Annotated in this window: 11 protein-coding genes; 5 read left to right on the top strand and 6 right to left on the bottom strand. The window is 73.7% G+C overall.

All coding sequences use genetic code 11. The features are described 5' to 3' along the window. The first annotated feature begins 234 nt into the window (after positions 1-234). The 4 genes from QCD66_RS29065 (at position 235) to QCD66_RS29050 (ending at position 9,471) form a co-directional block, all read left to right on the top strand. Positions 235-1,290 (top strand): hypothetical protein, encoded by a 1,056-nt coding sequence (locus tag QCD66_RS29065; protein WP_375734483.1) that lies wholly within the window; start codon positions 235-237, stop codon positions 1,288-1,290. A gap of 501 nt (positions 1,291-1,791) precedes the next feature. Next, the gene (locus QCD66_RS29060; RefSeq protein WP_375734482.1) at positions 1,792-4,881 is read left to right on the top strand and encodes a hypothetical protein; all 3,090 of its coding nucleotides are present in this window, start codon (positions 1,792-1,794) and stop codon (positions 4,879-4,881) included. 163 nt (positions 4,882-5,044) lie between these two features. Then, positions 5,045-5,596 carry a pyridoxamine 5'-phosphate oxidase family protein gene (locus tag QCD66_RS29055; RefSeq protein WP_375734481.1) on the top strand — a complete coding sequence of 184 codons (552 nt, stop codon included), beginning with the start codon at positions 5,045-5,047 and terminating at the stop codon, positions 5,594-5,596. Between the two features lie 125 nt (positions 5,597-5,721). Continuing rightward, positions 5,722-9,471, top strand: coding sequence for a SpoIIE family protein phosphatase (locus tag QCD66_RS29050; protein ID WP_375734480.1), 3,750 nt, complete (start codon positions 5,722-5,724; stop codon positions 9,469-9,471). A gap of 30 nt (positions 9,472-9,501) precedes the next feature. On the opposite strand, the gene QCD66_RS29045 is transcribed toward QCD66_RS29050, so the two are convergent. Beyond that, entirely contained in the window at positions 9,502-9,813 is a 312-nt protein-coding gene (locus QCD66_RS29045) for an STAS domain-containing protein (protein ID WP_375734479.1), read from the bottom strand. A 117-nt stretch (positions 9,814-9,930) separates the two neighbouring features. Between QCD66_RS29045 and map the strand changes: the two genes are divergently transcribed. Next, complete coding sequence (gene map, locus QCD66_RS29040; protein WP_364208012.1) at positions 9,931-10,788, top strand: type I methionyl aminopeptidase; 858 nt, start codon at positions 9,931-9,933, stop codon at positions 10,786-10,788. Positions 10,789-10,806: 18 nt separating this feature from the next. Here map and QCD66_RS29035 read toward each other — a convergent pair whose 3' ends face one another. The 5 genes from QCD66_RS29035 to QCD66_RS29015 form a co-directional block, all read right to left on the bottom strand. After that, on the bottom strand, positions 10,807-11,520 hold the full coding sequence (locus QCD66_RS29035; protein WP_364208010.1) for a nucleotidyltransferase domain-containing protein: 714 nt from the start codon (positions 11,518-11,520) through the stop codon (positions 10,807-10,809). A 236-nt stretch (positions 11,521-11,756) separates the two neighbouring features. After that, positions 11,757-12,224 carry a nitroreductase/quinone reductase family protein gene (locus QCD66_RS29030; RefSeq protein WP_364208008.1) on the bottom strand — a complete coding sequence of 156 codons (468 nt, stop codon included), beginning with the start codon at positions 12,222-12,224 and terminating at the stop codon, positions 11,757-11,759. A gap of 50 nt (positions 12,225-12,274) precedes the next feature. Continuing rightward, positions 12,275-14,965, bottom strand: coding sequence for an FtsX-like permease family protein (locus QCD66_RS29025; protein ID WP_375734477.1), 2,691 nt, complete (start codon positions 14,963-14,965; stop codon positions 12,275-12,277). After that, on the bottom strand, positions 14,962-15,678 hold the full coding sequence (locus QCD66_RS29020) for an ABC transporter ATP-binding protein (RefSeq protein ID WP_357535823.1): 717 nt from the start codon (positions 15,676-15,678) through the stop codon (positions 14,962-14,964). The genes QCD66_RS29025 and QCD66_RS29020 overlap by 4 nt, the downstream gene beginning before the upstream one ends. Further along, entirely contained in the window at positions 15,675-16,301 is a 627-nt protein-coding gene (locus QCD66_RS29015; RefSeq protein WP_375734476.1) for a PadR family transcriptional regulator, read from the bottom strand. Before QCD66_RS29015 ends, QCD66_RS29020 begins: the two co-directional genes overlap by 4 nt. Positions 16,302-16,307 lie beyond the last annotated feature (6 nt).

Below are 16,307 nucleotides of genomic sequence, written 5' to 3'. Positions count from 1 at the left end.
CAGGCGTACAAGAGGCTCGGTCCCGCCGATTGATACATATCGCCCGACGCTTTTTCCATTCACGTTTTCCCGCATTCGACAAATGGCCACTCCCCGGCAAAAGTGGGCACGTCCCCCAATTGCTTTTATGCAGTTATTCCATTGCCGTCCGTCGCTGAACTACAGTATTCCCGCCGGCTCTAGAGAGTGCTCCCCGCTGCTCGACACCCCAGTTCTCGACGGGAAGGAAAACCCATGAACGCATCAGTTCCGCGCGGCCGCAAAGCGGTGGCGCGGCTGTTGTTCGGCGCGGCATTGGCGGCGCTGATGGCCGTTTCCACCGGTGGTGCCGCCACGGCCGGCACCACCGTCGACGCCGGCCCGGGCTCCGGCTCGACGGTGTCGTCGCGCACCGACGCCTACCTCAAGGACACCTCCTCGGACGTCGGCTTCGAGCCTCACGGCGCGATCCTCTCGTCCTTCTTCAACAGCCCGGACGTCAAGGTCTGCCCGAATACGTCGCCGGGCTGCGTCCACTCGAACCCGGTCGTCGGGTCGACGAGCTACATCCACGCCAACCTCCGGGCCAACGGGCCGTACGGGGCGGGTGTGAGCTTCGGGACGCTGAAGGCCTACTACACCACGTCCGGTGGCGGCGCGAACTGGCCGGGCGACTGGACCCCGATCGGCTCCCGCACCATCGCGGTCGCCCCCGGCGGGGTCACCTCGACGTTCATCACGTGGCCCAACGTGCCCTCCCTCGGCCACTTCTGCATCCTGCTCCGCTGGGAGTCGGAGACCGACCCGATGCTCTTCGAAGGGCCGGCCACGTCCATCAACACCCAGTACAACAACAACATCGTCTGGAAGAACGCCGACACCGTCTCGGTCGGCGGCGGCGGAATCATCGTCGACCGGCCGTTCGCGGTGGCGAACGCGCTCAACGTCGCCGCCCCCTTCGACATCGCGGTCCGGCCGCTGGCCGAGCCCGTCCCGGGGCTGCGGCTCGTCGCCGACCTCGGTCCGGAGCTGTTCGCGCGCTGGCAGCGGGGCGGCCAGCAGGGTGAGGGCATCCGGGTGGTCGGCCGCACCCAGATCGAGTTCGCCGACCCGCAGCGGGCTGCGATCAAGGGAATCCTGATCAACCCGGGTGAGCGTCCCGTGCTGAAACTGAGCTTCTCGGCGGCCCAGCCGCTGCAGAAGTCGTACGGGCTCCAGATCACCCAGGTCGGGCCGCTGCGTGAGCCCGGCGAGAGCTTCGTCGTCGGTGGCGTGGACTACACCATCGAGCCGGGCAGGCCGCAGGCCTAGCCAGCACGTGAAGGTGGGCCGGGAGTCGTGGATCGCATCCGCGGCGCCCGGCCCACCGGCGTGCGAGCCGGGGGCGAAGGGCGGCGGCGCGGGGCGGGCGCTGGCACGGCGAACGCCGTACGGGTGAGAGAGGTGAGCACGCCCCGCGCCGCCGCGGTGCCGGGTCGGCCGAAGACCCGGCGGGGAAGTCGTCAGGCGACTCCCGGGGAGGGACCGGGCCCTGCCGGGCCCGGTGCGCTAACGACGCCTGAGGACCCTTCGCAGGACCACGCTGTGTGCGCGCCGGTGCCGGCGCGCTCCGTGGTGCCTTGTCATGCCAACGAGCATGCGCCGGCCCGCCCCGATCGGCAACGCAATTACGCCGCGGCGGGGTGCTGAGCAGGGCGACAAGTCGGCCGTAAGAGACCCGCAAGTGTGGCCGGGCGCAATTGGCGGCACCACACGAAGGAGAAGATGGTGGACTTTCGTCGCCGTCGCGGCCACCGGCACCGGTGGTACGCGATGACACTCTGTGCGGCTCTGGTGCTGGGGCTCGCCGCCCCGGCCCGGGCCGCGGACCCGGTCGCCTACGACGAGCCGGGCACCCACGACGCGCTGTTCGCGGCCGCGGTCGGCGTACGCGGTACCGGCACCGCCGCACTGGTCGACACGGTGGTCACCGCCGAGCTGCTGGACTGGCGGGCCAGGAACCCGACCGCCGCCCGGCCGGAGATCCAGCAGCACCTCACCGTCACCACCACGGCGGTGACGCAGGCCGTCCGCGCCGACGACGAGTCGCCGGCGAAGCTGCTGCTGCTGGCGGCGTCGATGGCGAAACTGGCCGAGACCGAAGGGGCGTACCTGGGCGGGCCGACCGTCGGCGCGCTGCTGCGCACCACCACCGGCGAGGAGTTGGGCGGCATCGTGCCGCCGATCGAGCAGATCCGCACCGGCACCCAGGAACACGTCTGGGAGATCCTGTTCCGGGGTGCGCAGACGCAGGTGTGGCGCACCTTCCACCGGCAGGGTGCCACCGACGCCGACCTCGCCGCCGTCTGGAACGGCGCGTACGGCGACCGGCTCGGCGTCGCGCTGGGCGCCAGCGCCACCGAACTGGCGGCCCTGCCGGAGCTGGCCGGGCACCTCGACCTGGCGGCGATCACCGCCGAGCGTGGCGACAAGGAAGCGTACGACGCGGTCGTCCGGGCCCAGCTCGACGCGGCCCTCGCGGCCCTGAAGGCGCGGGCCGAGGCGACGGTCACGAGCGTGGTCGCCGCGTCGGACAAGTTCCCCGTCGACGGCCCGAACAAGCCGACCAGCACCGACGAGGCGGCAGCGAAGGCCGCGGCCGAGGCGAACAAGAAGGCCCTGGAGGGCCTGGGGCAGGCGGTCTCCGTGCTGTCCTTCCTGGCCGGCCTGGTCGACAAGCCGTTCGGCAAGCAGATCGAGATCATCGGCAAGGCCGTCGTCGGCGCGGTCAGCGCGATCAGCACGTACGTGACGACGATCTCCGCCGCGACGATGACCGCGGCCAGCCTGGCGCTGGCCTCGATCACCCTGGTCGGCGGACTGGTCGGTGCCGCGATGCTGCTGCTGCCGCTGTTCACCGGCGGCGGCACCGACTCGGCGGTCAGCCAGCAGATCGCGCAGTTGCGGGACCAGGTGACCCGGCTCGCCGCCGGGCTCGACAAGCGGTTCGACCGGATCGAGAAGATGCTCGGCGCCATGTACGACGCGCTGTCCGCCCAGCTCACCGCCCTGTCCCGGAGCGCCGCCGAGGTACGGGCCCAGCTGACCGTCATCGCCGGCCAGCTGCTCGTCCTCGACCAGCGGGTCGACGCGCTCGCCCTGGCCAGCCAGGCCGCGTTCGAGGAGGTGGCGCAGAAGCCGCTGAAGACCACCATCGACCGGTACGTGCACCGGCAGGCGCGCGGCGTGCCGGCGATCGGCTCGTACGAGATCTACTTCGACGAGGCCGACTCGCCGACCCGTACGTTCGCCGTCGACGACGCCCGGCGGGCGCCGTACGTGGTGCCGGTCGGCGCGTCGTTCGCCGACCCGGTCGCGACCGTCGACCTGCACCTGCCCAGCGGTTCGATCGACTACCTGGCCCGGTGGGCCGGCCAGCGCGGGATCGCGCTGACCCCGGCGCCCGGCGACCAGCCGGCGGCGGAGGTGGCCAACCCGGCCGCGTGGCTGCTCGGCGCCCGGGCGAACCTGGTCATCGCCCTGCAGAACCCGGTCTACGCCGGGCAGCTTCCGGCGACCGAGACCGGCACCACGATCTCGGCCGGCGAGGCGATCAACCGGCGGGTCCGGCAGTTCAGCGCCCCGGCCGCCGGTGGCGACACCAACGCGCTGTTCAAGACCCTGCTCGCCGACTACGACTCGGCCATGACCGGCTGGTCGGTGGCGCTGGCCGAGGTGGGCCGGGCGGTCCGCTGGGTCGAGACCGACCGCGAGTACGACATGTGGGGCAGCCCCGACCAGGCCATCCCGGCCGGCGGTCGGGTGGCGGACGTGGCGACGATGCCGTACTGCGAAAACAACGGCCGGGCCGTGTCCACGCCGACCAACGTGAACCGCTCGGCCCTGCCGAACGTCTACCACCTCGGCAACTACGGCATGCCGCCCGGGCACCGGCCCGAGCTGCGCAGCTGCCTCGAGGCCAGCTACGAGAACCTCCGGACCACCACCGGACCCCGGTCCGAGATCACGTCCGGGACGCTGAAGCTCGTCGCCCGACAGCAGGCGAAGTGGGTCGGCGGGCAGTGGCGGGACGTCCGCGCCGTCACCTGGCGGACCGGGCTGAGCGACATCTGCACGTGGACCGTCCGGGACCCGATCCCGACCGGCTACTGCAACGAACCGGACCACTACGTGACCAAGAACTGGGCGTCGACGTACCGGTCGAAGATGGAGACGGTGGGGACCGTCGTCGACGACCCGGCCGTCCTCGAGGAGGCCCGGGTCAAGGTCCGGGCGATGCTCACCGGCAAGCAGAAGTACTTCTACCGGGTCGCCGCCCTCGGCACCGGCACCGAACGGCCGCCGGCCGGCAGTTGGTCGCCGTCCCAGCAGCTCTGGGACGCCGGACACAAGGTCAGCGACGCGGTACGGATGCTGCAGATCTTCACCGAACTCGGCTGGGCCTCGGCCCTGGAGCGGGACGACGTCATGAACGCCCAGCTCTTCGGTGACCGGCCGCTGCCGGCGGACTTCGGCCTGCCGCGCAGCCAGAACAGCCACGACCCGGGTTCGCAGTACCTGCGCAACGCGTTCCACCGGGCGGTGGCCAACTACGCCCCCTGCCAGCAGTATCTGGACTGGGATCCGTGCCAGGGCGACCTGACCGGGCACGACCCCCGGTACGACCAGGAGCGGTTCGGTCCGGCCTGCGCGCTCTCGACCGCGGCCGACCGGCCGATCGACCCGCTCGGCTCCTGTGTCTTCCAGGCCGCGCGGACCGGGACGGACACCCTGGCGGCGCAGTACCGGTACTGGTCGGGCCGGGTCGGTGCCGGCACGCACCGGGAGGGGTTGCCGGCGGTGACGACCGTCGTCGACCTGTTGCGGGCGACGAACGAACACGTGCACGCCGCCACGAACTGACGTGGCCGCCCGATCGGGGACCCGGGACACCGGGTCCCCGATCCGCGTCGTGTGCCCGGTCGCGGCCGGTCAGGGGAGGGCGGGCCGGCCGGGGCCGTGACAGGATCGGGTCAGGGGGCGGCCGTGGCGGGGCCACGACCGCCGCGACCGGGGAGTGGATGCCGTGAAGTTGCACGAGGAGATCGGCGGCCGGCTGCGGGACTTCATCGAGGCGCAGGTGATGTTCTTCGTGGCCACCGCGCCCAGCGGTGCCGACGGCCACGTCAACGTGTCACCGAAGGGCATGACCGGCAGCTTCGTGGTGCTCGACGCGCATCGGGTCGCCTACCTCGACTACCACGGCAGCGGCGCCGAGACGATCGCCCACCTGCGCGACAACGGCCGCATCACGATCATGTTCTGTGCCTTCCAGGGCCCGCCGAACATCGTCCGGCTCTACGGCCGGGGCACCTTCGTCGCGGTCGACGATCCGGCCTGCGCCGACCTGCTCGCGCTCTTTCCGGACCCACCCGACCTGCACGGGCTGCGGGCGGTGATCACCGTCGACGTACACCGGATCAGCGACTCCTGCGGCTACGCGGTGCCGCTGATGGCGTACGAGGGCGACCGCGACCTGCTGGTCCGGGCGCATTCCCGGCGCACCGGGGCCGATCTGGTCGAATACCGGGCCACCCGCAACGCGGCGAGCATCGACGGGCTGCCCACCTTCTCCTGACCCCGCGCGGTCGGGGCGGTTCCCGCGCCGGCGTGCCGTGTTACTTTCCCGGGCGGCCAGGGTAGAAGCCGCAGCCGACGGGCCTGAGGGTCCGTCGGTTCGTGCTGTCGTCGGTTGGAGGTGCCATGGGACCGGATCCGCTTCCCGCCGATCTGGCTGCCGCGCTCGACGCGGGCGGTGAGATGGGCGCCCGGATCCGTGACCTGGACTGGGCGGCGACGCCGATCGGGTGTGACCTCGCCGACTGGCCGGCCCCGCTGCGCCACGCAACCATACGCATGCTGGCCTCCCGTGCCCAGATCGTCATCTTCTGGGGGCCGGAGCACGTCGCGCTCTACAACGACGCCTACGTGCCGACGATGGGCGACAAGCACCCGGACTGGCTCGGGTGCCCGGGGCGGGAGATGTGGAGCGAGGCGTGGGAGGTGCTCGGCCAGCTCTTCGCCGAGGTGGCCGCCACCGGCCGGTCGTTCTGGGCCACCGACCACCCGTTCATGCTGCACCGGCACGGGTTCCTCGAAGAGACGTACTTCGACATCTCCTACGACCCGATCCGTGCCGACGACGGTTCGGTGGTCGGGGTCTTCTGCATCGTCAGCGACACCACCGGCCGGGTCCTCGGCGAGCGCCGGGTCGGCGCGCTGAGCGCGCTCGGCGTCCGGCTGGCGGACGCCTCCGGGCAGGCCGACCTGGGGGACCGCGTCGCGGCCGTGCTGGGTGAGCACCCGAACGACGTGCCGTTCGCCCTGCTCTACCTCGACGACGCCGGGACGGCTCCGCCCGCCGGTCCCGCACCGCAGCCCGCCGCCGACGCCCCGGAGCCGGCCGCCAACGAGCCGGCGGTGGCGCTGGTGTCAGCGGCCGGCGTGCCCGCACCGACGGTCCGCGTCACCACGGTCGGCCCACACACCCGGGGGGCCGGAGCGGCCCTGCTGCGCCAGGTGGTGGCGCGGGGGCGGCCGGCCGAGGCCCCGGTGTCGGCGTTCCTGTCGTCGGTGCCCGACCACACCGCCGACGAGGTGCTCGTGCTGCCGGTCACCGGTGGCGGGCGTACCGTCGGCGCGCTGGTGCTCGGCGCCAGCCGCCGGCTCGCCGTCGACCAGCGTTACCGCGACTTCTTCCGGCTGCTGGCCGCCCAGGTGTCGGCGGCCGTGACCAACCAGCGGGCGTACGAGCAGGAGCGGGCCCGGACCGCGCAGCTAGCCGCCCTCGACCAGGCGAAGACCAACTTCTTCTCCAACGTCAGCCACGAGTTCCGCACCCCGCTGACCCTGATCCTGGGGCCGCTGGAGGAGGCGCTGGCCGCCCCCGACCTGTCCGTCGCCGACCGCGAGGCACTGGAGCTGATGCACCGCAACGCCCTGCGGCTGCTCAAGCTCGTCAACACCGTCCTCGACTTCTCCCGCATCGGCTCGGGCCGGATCGACGCCAGCTACCGGCCGACCGACCTGTCGGACTACACCGCCCGGCTGGCCGGCAACTTCCGGTCCGCGGCCGAGCGGGCCGGGCTGCGGCTCGACGTCGACTGCCCGCCGCTGCCCGGTCCGGTGCACGTCGACCGGGAGATGTGGGAGAAGATCGTCCTCAACCTGCTGTCCAACGCGCTCAAGTTCACCTTCGCCGGCCGGATCACCGTACGGACCCTCGCGTCCGGTGGGTCGGCGGTGCTCGAGGTCTCGGACACCGGCGTCGGTATCCCCGAGGCCGACCTGCCGCTGGTCTTCGAGCGGTTCCAGCGGGTCGTCGGCCGCCGGGCCCGCAGCCACGAGGGCACCGGCATCGGCCTGGCCGTGGTCCGCGAACTCACCGAACTGCACGGCGGCCGGGTCGCGGTGCGTAGCCGGCCCGACGTCGGCAGCACGTTCACGGTCACGCTGCCGTTCGGTGCCGGGCACCTGCCCGCCGACCAGGTGGGCACCGGCGACACCCCGGTGGACGAGAGCGACACCGCCCGGCTCTACCTCGCCGAAGCGGTGCGGTGGGCGGGCGGGGAGGTCGTCCCGGCCCCCGCGGTGGCCCCGGCCGGGGGGTCCCGTCCGGTGGGCGGCGACGACCGTACGGCCGGGCGTGGCGGCCGGATCCTCGTCGCCGACGACAACGCCGACCTGCGTGACCATCTGACCCGGCTGCTGTCGCCGGCCTTCGAGGTGGTGGCGGTCGCCGACGGCGTGGCCGCCGCCCAGGCCGCCGCCGACAGCGCGTTCGACCTGGTCATCACCGACGTGATGATGCCACGAATGGACGGGTTCGAGCTGTTGGCGGCGTTGCGCGCGGATCCGCGCACCCGGCACCTGCCGATCGTGATGCTCTCCGCCCGTGCCGGTGAGGTGGCGGCTGTCGAGGGCCTGTCCGCGGGCGCCGACGACTACCTGGTCAAGCCGTTCTCCGGGCAGGAGCTGATCGCCCGGGTCCGGTCCAACGTGGAGCTGGGACAGCTCCGGGGCCAGATCATCCGGCAGTTGCGGGCCCTCACCGACGCGGCGGTGGCGGTCAACACCGCCCAGTCGACGGCCGAGGTGACGAAGGCCGCGGCCGAGCACGCGCAGCTGGCCGTCCGCGCCGCCCGGGTCGTGGTCAGCGTCCCCGGCGCCCGCTTCGAGGCGGACGGCGGCGGCGAACTGCCCACGGACCCGCCGCTGGTGGTGCCGCTGTCCGGCATGACCGGCGAACCGTTCGGCGAACTGCGGGCCTGGCCGTACCGCGGCCCGGTCACCGACGCCGAGGAGGAGGTGCTCGCCCAGCTCGCCCGGCTGGTCGGCGTACGGCTCGACAACGCCCGCCTCTTCGAGGCCGAGCACCGGATCGCGATGACCCTCCAGCACAGCCTGCTGCCGCAGTCGCTGCCGCAACTACCCGGTGCGATCGTCGCCAGCCGCTACCTGGCCGGCAACAGCGAGGTCGAGGTCGGCGGCGACTGGTACGACGCGATCCCGGTCGACGACGGCCGGCTCGTGCTGGTCATCGGCGACGTCGTCGGCAAGGGGGTGGGGGCGGCCGCCGCCATGGGGCAGCTCCGCAACGCGCTGCGCGCGTACATGCTGGAGGGGTTCGACCCGGGCGCGGCGCTGACCCGGCTGAACCGGCTGGTCGGCACGGTCGGCCGGCGCTCCTTCGCCAGCGTGGTGTGCGTACGCTTCGACCCCGTCACCGGCCGGCTCCGGTATGCCAGCGCCGGGCATCCGCCGCCGGCGCTGATCGAGCCCGACGGCACGGCCCGATTCCTCTACACCAGGGCGCTCGGCCCGCCGGTCGGCGCGCTGCCCGACGCCGAGTACGCCACCGTCGACGGGCAGCTCGATCCGGGCGCCCGGATCCTGCTCTACACCGACGGCCTGGTCGAGGACCGGCGGCAGGGCATCGACGACAGTCTCGCGCAGCTCCTCACCGACGCGGCCCGCCCGACCGACCACGTCGACGACCTGGTGAACGCGATGGTCGGGCGGGTGGCCGGCCGGCCCCGACGCGACGACGTCGCGGTGTTGGCCCTGGAGGCCGCCGAGCCCGACCGGCTGGTGCTGCGCCTGGCGGCCGACCCGGCCCGGCTCAGCGTGCTGCGCCGGCGGCTGGAGAATTTCCTGACCGGGCACGGGGCGCCGGAGAACGACGTGTTCGACCTGGTCGTGGCGGTCTCCGAGGCGGCCGCCAACGCGATGGAGCACCCGGTCGGGCCGGCCGAGGAAACGATCAGCATCGAGGTGACCATCGGCCGTGACGAGGTCGCCGCCGTCGTCCGGGACAGCGGCCGGTGGCGGGAATCCGACGGCGCCGGGTTCCGGGGTCGGGGCCTGGCGCTCATCGGCGCGCTCGCCGAGCTGACGGTGCACCGGTCCGACAGCGGCACGACGGTGACCGTACGCCGCCGGCTGGGCGGGTGAGCGCCGCCGGCAGGTCGGTGGGTGCCGCCGTCAGTCGGCGAGCCAGGGCTGGTCGCCGAGGCCGGAGATGTCGAGCACCCGGCGCACCTGTGGGGACGGCAGCACCGTCAGCGCGTCGGCGTACAGGGCGCCGAGCCGGACCAGGGCATGGATGGCGGCCGAGTCGAAGAACGTGACCGCCCGCAGGTCGAGGGTCAGCCGGGCGGCGCCGGACGGTGTCGCCGCCGCGTACATCGTGTCGGCGGTGGCCATGTCGACCTCGCCGGTGACATTCACCGTCACGTGGTCACCATCTGCCTGGGCGGCGGCGGAGAAGTTGGAATCCGCACCCTGTTGATCCACGGCAAGTACCTTGGCACAGTGGTTGCCGTACGGCAACAAGCGCCCCCTGGCTCCGTGGTTCCCGGCACCGGCGGGCGATCCGTCGGCCCCCGCCGACGGCGGCGATAAGCTTACCGCATGACCGTCCGTGCGCCGTTGACCCCTGGCACGCGCTCCCCGTGGCGACAGGTGCCCGCTCACATCCCCCGTCCGGAATACGTCGGCAAGAAGCGGCCGAAGCCGTGGACCGGGTCGCACGTCCAGACGCCCGAGACGATCGAGAAGATGCGGGTCGCCGGGCGGATCGCGGCGCAGGCCACCCAGCTCGCCGGTGAGCACTGCAAGCCCGGGGTCACCACCGACGAGATCGACCGGGTGGTGCACGAGTTCCTGGTCGACCACGACGCCTATCCGTCGACGCTGGGCTACAAGGGCTTCCCCAAGTCGTGCTGCACCAGCCTCAACGAGGTGATCTGCCACGGCATCCCGGACTCGACGGTGCTCGAGGACGGCGACATCGTCAACGTCGACGTGACCGCGTACATCGACGGCGTACACGGCGACACCGACGCGACCTTCTGCGTCGGCGAGGTCTCCGAGGAGGCCCGCCTGCTGGTCGAACGTACCCACGAGGCGATGATGCGCGGCATCCGCGCGGTCGCGCCGGGCCGCCAGATCAACGTCGTCGGCCGGGTCATCGAGTCGTACGCGAAGCGGTTCGGCTACGGCGTGGTGCGCGACTTCACCGGCCACGGCATCGGTGAGGCGTTCCACAGCGGGCTCTACATCCCGCACTACGACAGTCCCCGGCCGACCGACGTGATGGAACCCGGCATGACCTTCACGATCGAGCCCATGATCACACTCGGCACGTACGAGTACGACCTCTGGTCCGACGGCTGGACGGTCGTGACGAAGGACCGGCGGTGGACCGCCCAGTTCGAGCACACCGTCGTGGTGACCGAGGACGGCGTCGAGATCCTCACCCTGCCCTGACCGGGCCTGACCGCCCGCTCAGGCGTCGAAGAGGTCGGCGACCGTGCCGTCGACCGGCCGGCCCCGGGCGGCCAGCTCACCGGCCTGGGCACGCAGCACCTCGCCCAGTTCGGTCAGGTCGGCGCCGGCGAGCCCGGCCCGCCGTACCGCGTCGGCGCCGTCCCGGAAATAGGTGCGGGTGAGCAGCCCCACCACGTTGGCCGCGGCCAGCCGGGCCACACCGAGGCCGACCAGGGCGCCGTCGGTGTCGTACCAGGCGGCGAGCCGGCCCGCCAGCGCGTGCGCCGACGCCGCCTCGCACCACGCCTCCCGGGCGAGCGTGCTGAACTCGGGGGCCCGGGCCTGCGCGAGCCGGCCGAGGTGCGCGTCGCGGAGCTGGTCCAGCCAGCCGGTCGGGTCGTAGAGCGGTCTGGTCGTCACATACCGGTCGGCGGCCAGCGGCCAGGACGTGTCGAGGGTGCGGGCGCGGCGCAGGCAGCGGTCGGCGTCGACGACGTCGAGTTTGACCAGCACCCCGTCGATCCGTCGCCGGGTCGGGCGCGGCCCGCCGGACTCCCGGTAGGTCACCACCACCAGGTCGATCCCGGTGGTCTCGTCGTCGTCGCCGTGGGCCAGCCGGCCGTACGCCCCGATGGCCAGGACGTCGGCGGGGAAACGTCGCCGGGCCGTCTCGGCGACCCGTTCGGCGACGGCCCACCGCGGATTCGCGAGGTACGGATTGTCCTGCGGCACGGCCGCAATTGTGCGCCATGAGCGGGCTCGCGGCGAGTTCGGCGGTGTCGGCCGGCCTGCGTGGCCGGTGCTGGTGGGGGAATCCGTCAGGTCGGCCCGGCCCAGAATCGCGTGTTCATCTCGTCCTCCCCGTCGGCAGCCCCGGAGGTGGGGTGCGCCGATACCAGGATGGGCGCGGCCGGCGGCCCGGAGCGGTCCGCGCGGCGGGTCTGGCACCAAGGGGGGAGAGGCCGTGATCAGCCGGCCGGCGTGAGCCGGAACACGTGTACCGGCCGGCCGCCGGCCCGGTCCACATAGGTGTCGTACGCCGGCCACTCCCGGACCAGCAGGCCCCACAACCGGTCCCGTTCGGCACCGGTGGCGAGGTGGGCGCGGACCGGGACCCGCCGACCGGCGACGGTGACCGTGGCGGCCGGATCGGCGAGCAGGTTCAGCGCCCAGGCCGGCGGGCGGGCCTGCCCCCAGTTGGAGCCGGCGACCACGAAGGCGTCGCCGTCGCGGACGTACAGCAGGGGGTTGCCGCGCGGCTGCCCGGACCGCCGTCCGGTCGTGGTGATCAGCAGTGACGGCACCAGGCCGAGCGCCACCACCCGGCCCCTGGTCAGCCGGCTGACCAGCCGGTCGGCGGGCACCAGGACGCGGGCGGCGGCGGCGAACCACCGGCGGTGTCCGAGGCGACGGGTCACGTTTCGCAGGGCCGGCACCGGCACAGTCTGCCGCCCCGCGCCGCCGGAGGACAGCCCCGGCGGACGGGTCAGACGATCCGTCGCTCGACCGGCAGGCGGGACCGGGTCAGCAGGCCCGCGCCGAGCATCGCCACGACCGGTACGGCGAGCACGACCGTCAGCATCGACCACGGCACCGTCACCGGGTAGGTGCCCCCACCGGGCCAGTCCGCCCGGCCGGCCTCGTTGAGGGCGAACATGACGACGACGGCACCGGTCAGCCCGGCGACCACCCCGAGGAGCGAACCGAGCCCGGCGATCATGCCCGACTGGCAGAGCGACAGCAGCCGGCGTACCCGCGGACTGGCCCCGACCGCGGCGAGGGTCGACAGGTCCGCCCGGCCGTCGGCGGCCGCGAGCCCGGTGGCGATGCCGGCGGCACCGAGGGTGACCACACCGGCGGCGATCGCCAGCAGGATCGCGTCCAGGTCGCCGTAGCCACCCGGGCCGCGCTCGACGGCCGGCACCGGGCTGCCGGGCAGTGCGCGCAGGCCGTCGCGTAGCCGGTCCTCCTGCCCGGTCGTCGGCTCGGTGGCGGTCGCCAGGACGAAACCGGTGTGGGCGGCGGCCAGGCCGAGCCGGTCGACCGCCGCCGGCGAGTAGACGACCCGCTCGGCGGAGAGGCCGGACGTGAGGGCGTAGCCGGGCAGCCGGACCGTGTCGACGACGGCGCGCCCGCCACCGGGATCCGGTGGCAGCGCCGGGTCGTAGCGACGGACCTCCACGGCCACCTGCCCGTCGACGACCAGACCGGGCTCGGTGACCACCACCCCGCCGGCCCGTAGCATCTCGGTGGCCCGGCGCAGGTCGTCCGGGTCCGCGCCGGTCAGCAGCGGTAGCGCCGACCCGTCGTCGACGACGGAGTCGGCGAGCACCCCCGAGATCGTGTGGTACCCGACGGCGCAGCGCGGATCCTCGGCCGCCCGGCGGCGGTCCCGCGCCTCCAGGGCGCCGGACGGGTCGTACGGGCACGCCCGCCCGGCGGGGACCGCGACGGTCAGGCCGCAGGAGATCCGTTCGGCGGTGCCGGGCGGGCAGGTCGGCTGGTGCAACCGGGCCACCGCGCCGACCTCGATACCGGCGTCGCGGGCGGCGGCGGCGACCCGCTCGACCGGTGCCGGATCCGAAGGTGGCGCGAAGCCGTCGTACCAGGCGGTGACGTAACCGTGCGGAAGGGCCGGCTGATACCCCTCGACGCTACGGGCCCGATCGCTGGCCAGGTACACGCCGATCATCACGCTGCCGGCCACCGCGGCCATCACGGCGGCGATCGCCGGCGCGGCCGCGGCCCGGTTGCGGGCGGTGTCGCGCAGCGCGATCCGGGGCGCCAGCGGCAGCAGCCGGCCGAACCTCGCGAGCAGCCCGATCAGGCTCGGTGTGCACAACACCAGGCCGAGTTCGGCGAGCGCCAACCCGGCCAGCATGACCGTTTCACTCACCCACGCCGCGCCGGCGGCCGCCAGGGCCGTGCCGGTGGCGGCCGCGAGCAGGCCGACGACCAGCCACCGCCGGCGGGACCGGACCGCGCCGCGCCGGCCGCTGAGCGCGGTGACGACGTCCTGCCGAGCCGCGGTGAACGCCGGCACCATCGCGGCGAGCACCCCGGTGGCGACGGCCAGCCCGGCGACGGCGAGCAGCGCCGGCGGCAGGACCCGGTATCCGCCGGCCCGGGCCTGGGCCACGTACTCCTCGACGAGCGGGCGGCCGGCGAACGCGGCGGCGATGCCGAGGACGATGCCGACGGCCGCCCCGACGACCCCGAGCACCACGCCGTCGGCCAGCACGATGCGGCGCAGGTGGGCGGGGGTGCCGCCGTTCGCGGCGACCAGGGCGAGATCGCGTCGCCGGCGGCGGGCGCCGACCGCGAACGCCGGCCCGGCGAGCAGGACCACCTCCAGCACGCCCAACCCGGCGACCAGCACGCCCGTCCCGACGACCGTCGCGTCCGCGTCGGCGACGGACGGGTCGTAGCGGGGATCGGCCGCCGGGTCGAGCAGCACCGTCCGTAACTCGACCAGGAATCCGCGCTGGTTGAGTTGCTCGACCTGCTCCCAGGTCACCGGTTCCGGGGCGTCGACCAGCCACCGCTGCGCCACCGGGCCCGCGTCCGGCGGCAGCGCCACCATCTCGCCCAGGTCCGCCGGGAACTCCACCACCCCGGTCACCCGGTAGACGCGTACGCCGTCGGCGCTCGTCACGTCGTCGCCGAGCCCGACGCCGAGCCGGCGCAGCGCCTCGGCGCTGACCGCCATCTCGCGGTCGCCGGCCGGCGCACGGCCCTCGACCACCGACGCGATCCCGCGGACCATCGGGTCGGCGAGGTCGACCACGGTGGCCGGCAGCTCGCCGACGCCGGTGGTGGTACGCAGCGCCAGCCTGGTCTCGCCGAGCGGGACGACCCGGCTGCCCGGCGGCAGCACGGCCCGTACCTCGTCGAGCGTCGGCGCCGTGGTGGGCGGATCACCGGGGATCACCCATCCGCCGCCCCGCAGGTTCTGGGTCAGCGGCCCGTCGACCAGCCAGGTCAGCGACGCGTCGGCAGTGCCGAGCCGGCGTTCGGCCCGCTCGGCGGGAGTCAGCCGGAACATGTCGTAGTTGACCGCCACGTACGACAGCGCCAGCACCGGCAGCGCGATCATCGCCACCACCAGCGCCGTACGCGCCCGCGCCCGGCGGGCCTCCCGGGCGGCGATCCGCAGCGCGGCCCGCCAGGACCTCACCCGATGTCCTGGAGCAGGTGCTCCGGCCCGTCGAGCGGCCCGGACGTGTCGACGGCGAGCCCGTCCCGCAGGAACACCACCCGGTCGGCCCACGCGGCGTGCCGGGCCTCGTGGGTCACCAGCACGGCGGCCGCGCCGGCGTCGACCCGGCCGCGCAGCAGCCGCAGGACCGCTTCGCCGGTCTGGGAGTCGAGCGCGCCGGTGGGTTCGTCGGCGAGCACCAGCCGCCGTTCGCCGACCAGCGCGCGGGCGATCGCCACCCGCTGCTGCTGGCCGCCGGACATGTCGTCGGGGAACCGGTCGCCGAGGTCGGTGAGGCCGACCTCGGCCAGCGCCGCGACCGCGAGCCGCCGGGAGTGCCGTACGCCCCGGCCGTCGAGTTCGAGCGGCAGCGCGACGTTCTCCACCGCGGTGAGGCTGGGCAGCAGGTTGAGGTCCTGGAAGACGTAGCCGACCGAGCGGCGGCGCAGCCGGGCCAGCCCGCGCCGGTCGAGGGTGCCGAGATCGGCGCCGGCCACCGATACCCGGCCCCGGGTCGGCCGGTCGAGCCCGCCGGCCAGGTTGAGCAGCGTCGACTTGCCCGAGCCGGACGGCCCCATCACCGCGACCAGCTCACCCGGCCGGACGGTCAGGTCGACCCCGCGCAACGCGTGTACCGCGCCCGCGCCGCAACCGTGCGTCCGGTGCACGTCGCGAAGTTCGAGCAGGTTCACCGTTCCGCCCGCGCGGGGGCGTCCGGCGCGTCCGCGCCGACGGCGGGACCGGCGGGGTACGGGCGCCCGGGAGACCGGTCGGTCGGCACGGCGCCGCCGGGTGCGGCGGGCCGGTGCCGGACCAGGCTGACCTCGCAATGGTCCAGCCAGCGGATCTCGGCCTCGGCCTGGAAGAGCATCGAGTCCAGCACCAACCGCCAGGACAGGTCGCCCGGCCGGTCGTCGCGCACCTTCAGCCGGGTGAGTTCCTGGAGGGTACGCATCGTCGCGGTGCGTTGGGTCTGCACGACGGCCCGCACGTCGACGCCCGGGGTGGTCAGCGCCAGCGCCAGTTTGATCGCCAGTTCGTCGCGGGGGCGGTCGTTCCGGCTGATCGGAGTGCCGAACCAGGCGGCGAGTTCGGCCCGGCCGGTGTCGGTGATCTCGTACGGCCGCTGCCCCCCGTCGTTTTCCGGCAGGGGCCGTACGAGACCGTCCCGTTCCAGCCGGGCCAGCGTGGTGTAGACCTGCCCGATGTTGAGCGGCCAGGTCGCGCCGGTGGACTCCTCGAAGGCGGCCCGGAGCTGGTAGCCGTACATCGGCTGGCGCTCGAGCAGGGCGAGAAGACCGTGGCGGATCGTCATACTCAA

The sequence above is a fragment of the Polymorphospora sp. A560 genome (assembly GCF_045781765.1).
In the GTDB taxonomy this organism is placed as follows: Bacteria; Actinomycetota; Actinomycetes; order Mycobacteriales; family Micromonosporaceae; genus Polymorphospora; species Polymorphospora lycopeni.
Note: the sequence above shows the minus strand (reverse complement) of the source record. Positions and strands in the feature narration are given on the sequence as shown.

Excerpts from the sequence above, each read along its gene's own strand:
- QCD66_RS29050 (WP_375734480.1), top strand. The coding sequence starts at position 5,722 with ATGGGACCGGATCCGCTTCCCGCCGATCTGGCTGCCGCGCTCGACGCG.
- map (WP_364208012.1), top strand. The coding sequence starts at position 9,931 with ATGACCGTCCGTGCGCCGTTGACCCCTGGCACGCGCTCCCCGTGGCGA.
- QCD66_RS29065 (WP_375734483.1), top strand. The coding sequence starts at position 235 with ATGAACGCATCAGTTCCGCGCGGCCGCAAAGCGGTGGCGCGGCTGTTG.
- QCD66_RS29060 (WP_375734482.1), top strand. The coding sequence starts at position 1,792 with ATGACACTCTGTGCGGCTCTGGTGCTGGGGCTCGCCGCCCCGGCCCGG.
- QCD66_RS29015 (WP_375734476.1), bottom strand. The coding sequence starts at position 16,301 with ATGACGATCCGCCACGGTCTTCTCGCCCTGCTCGAGCGCCAGCCGATG.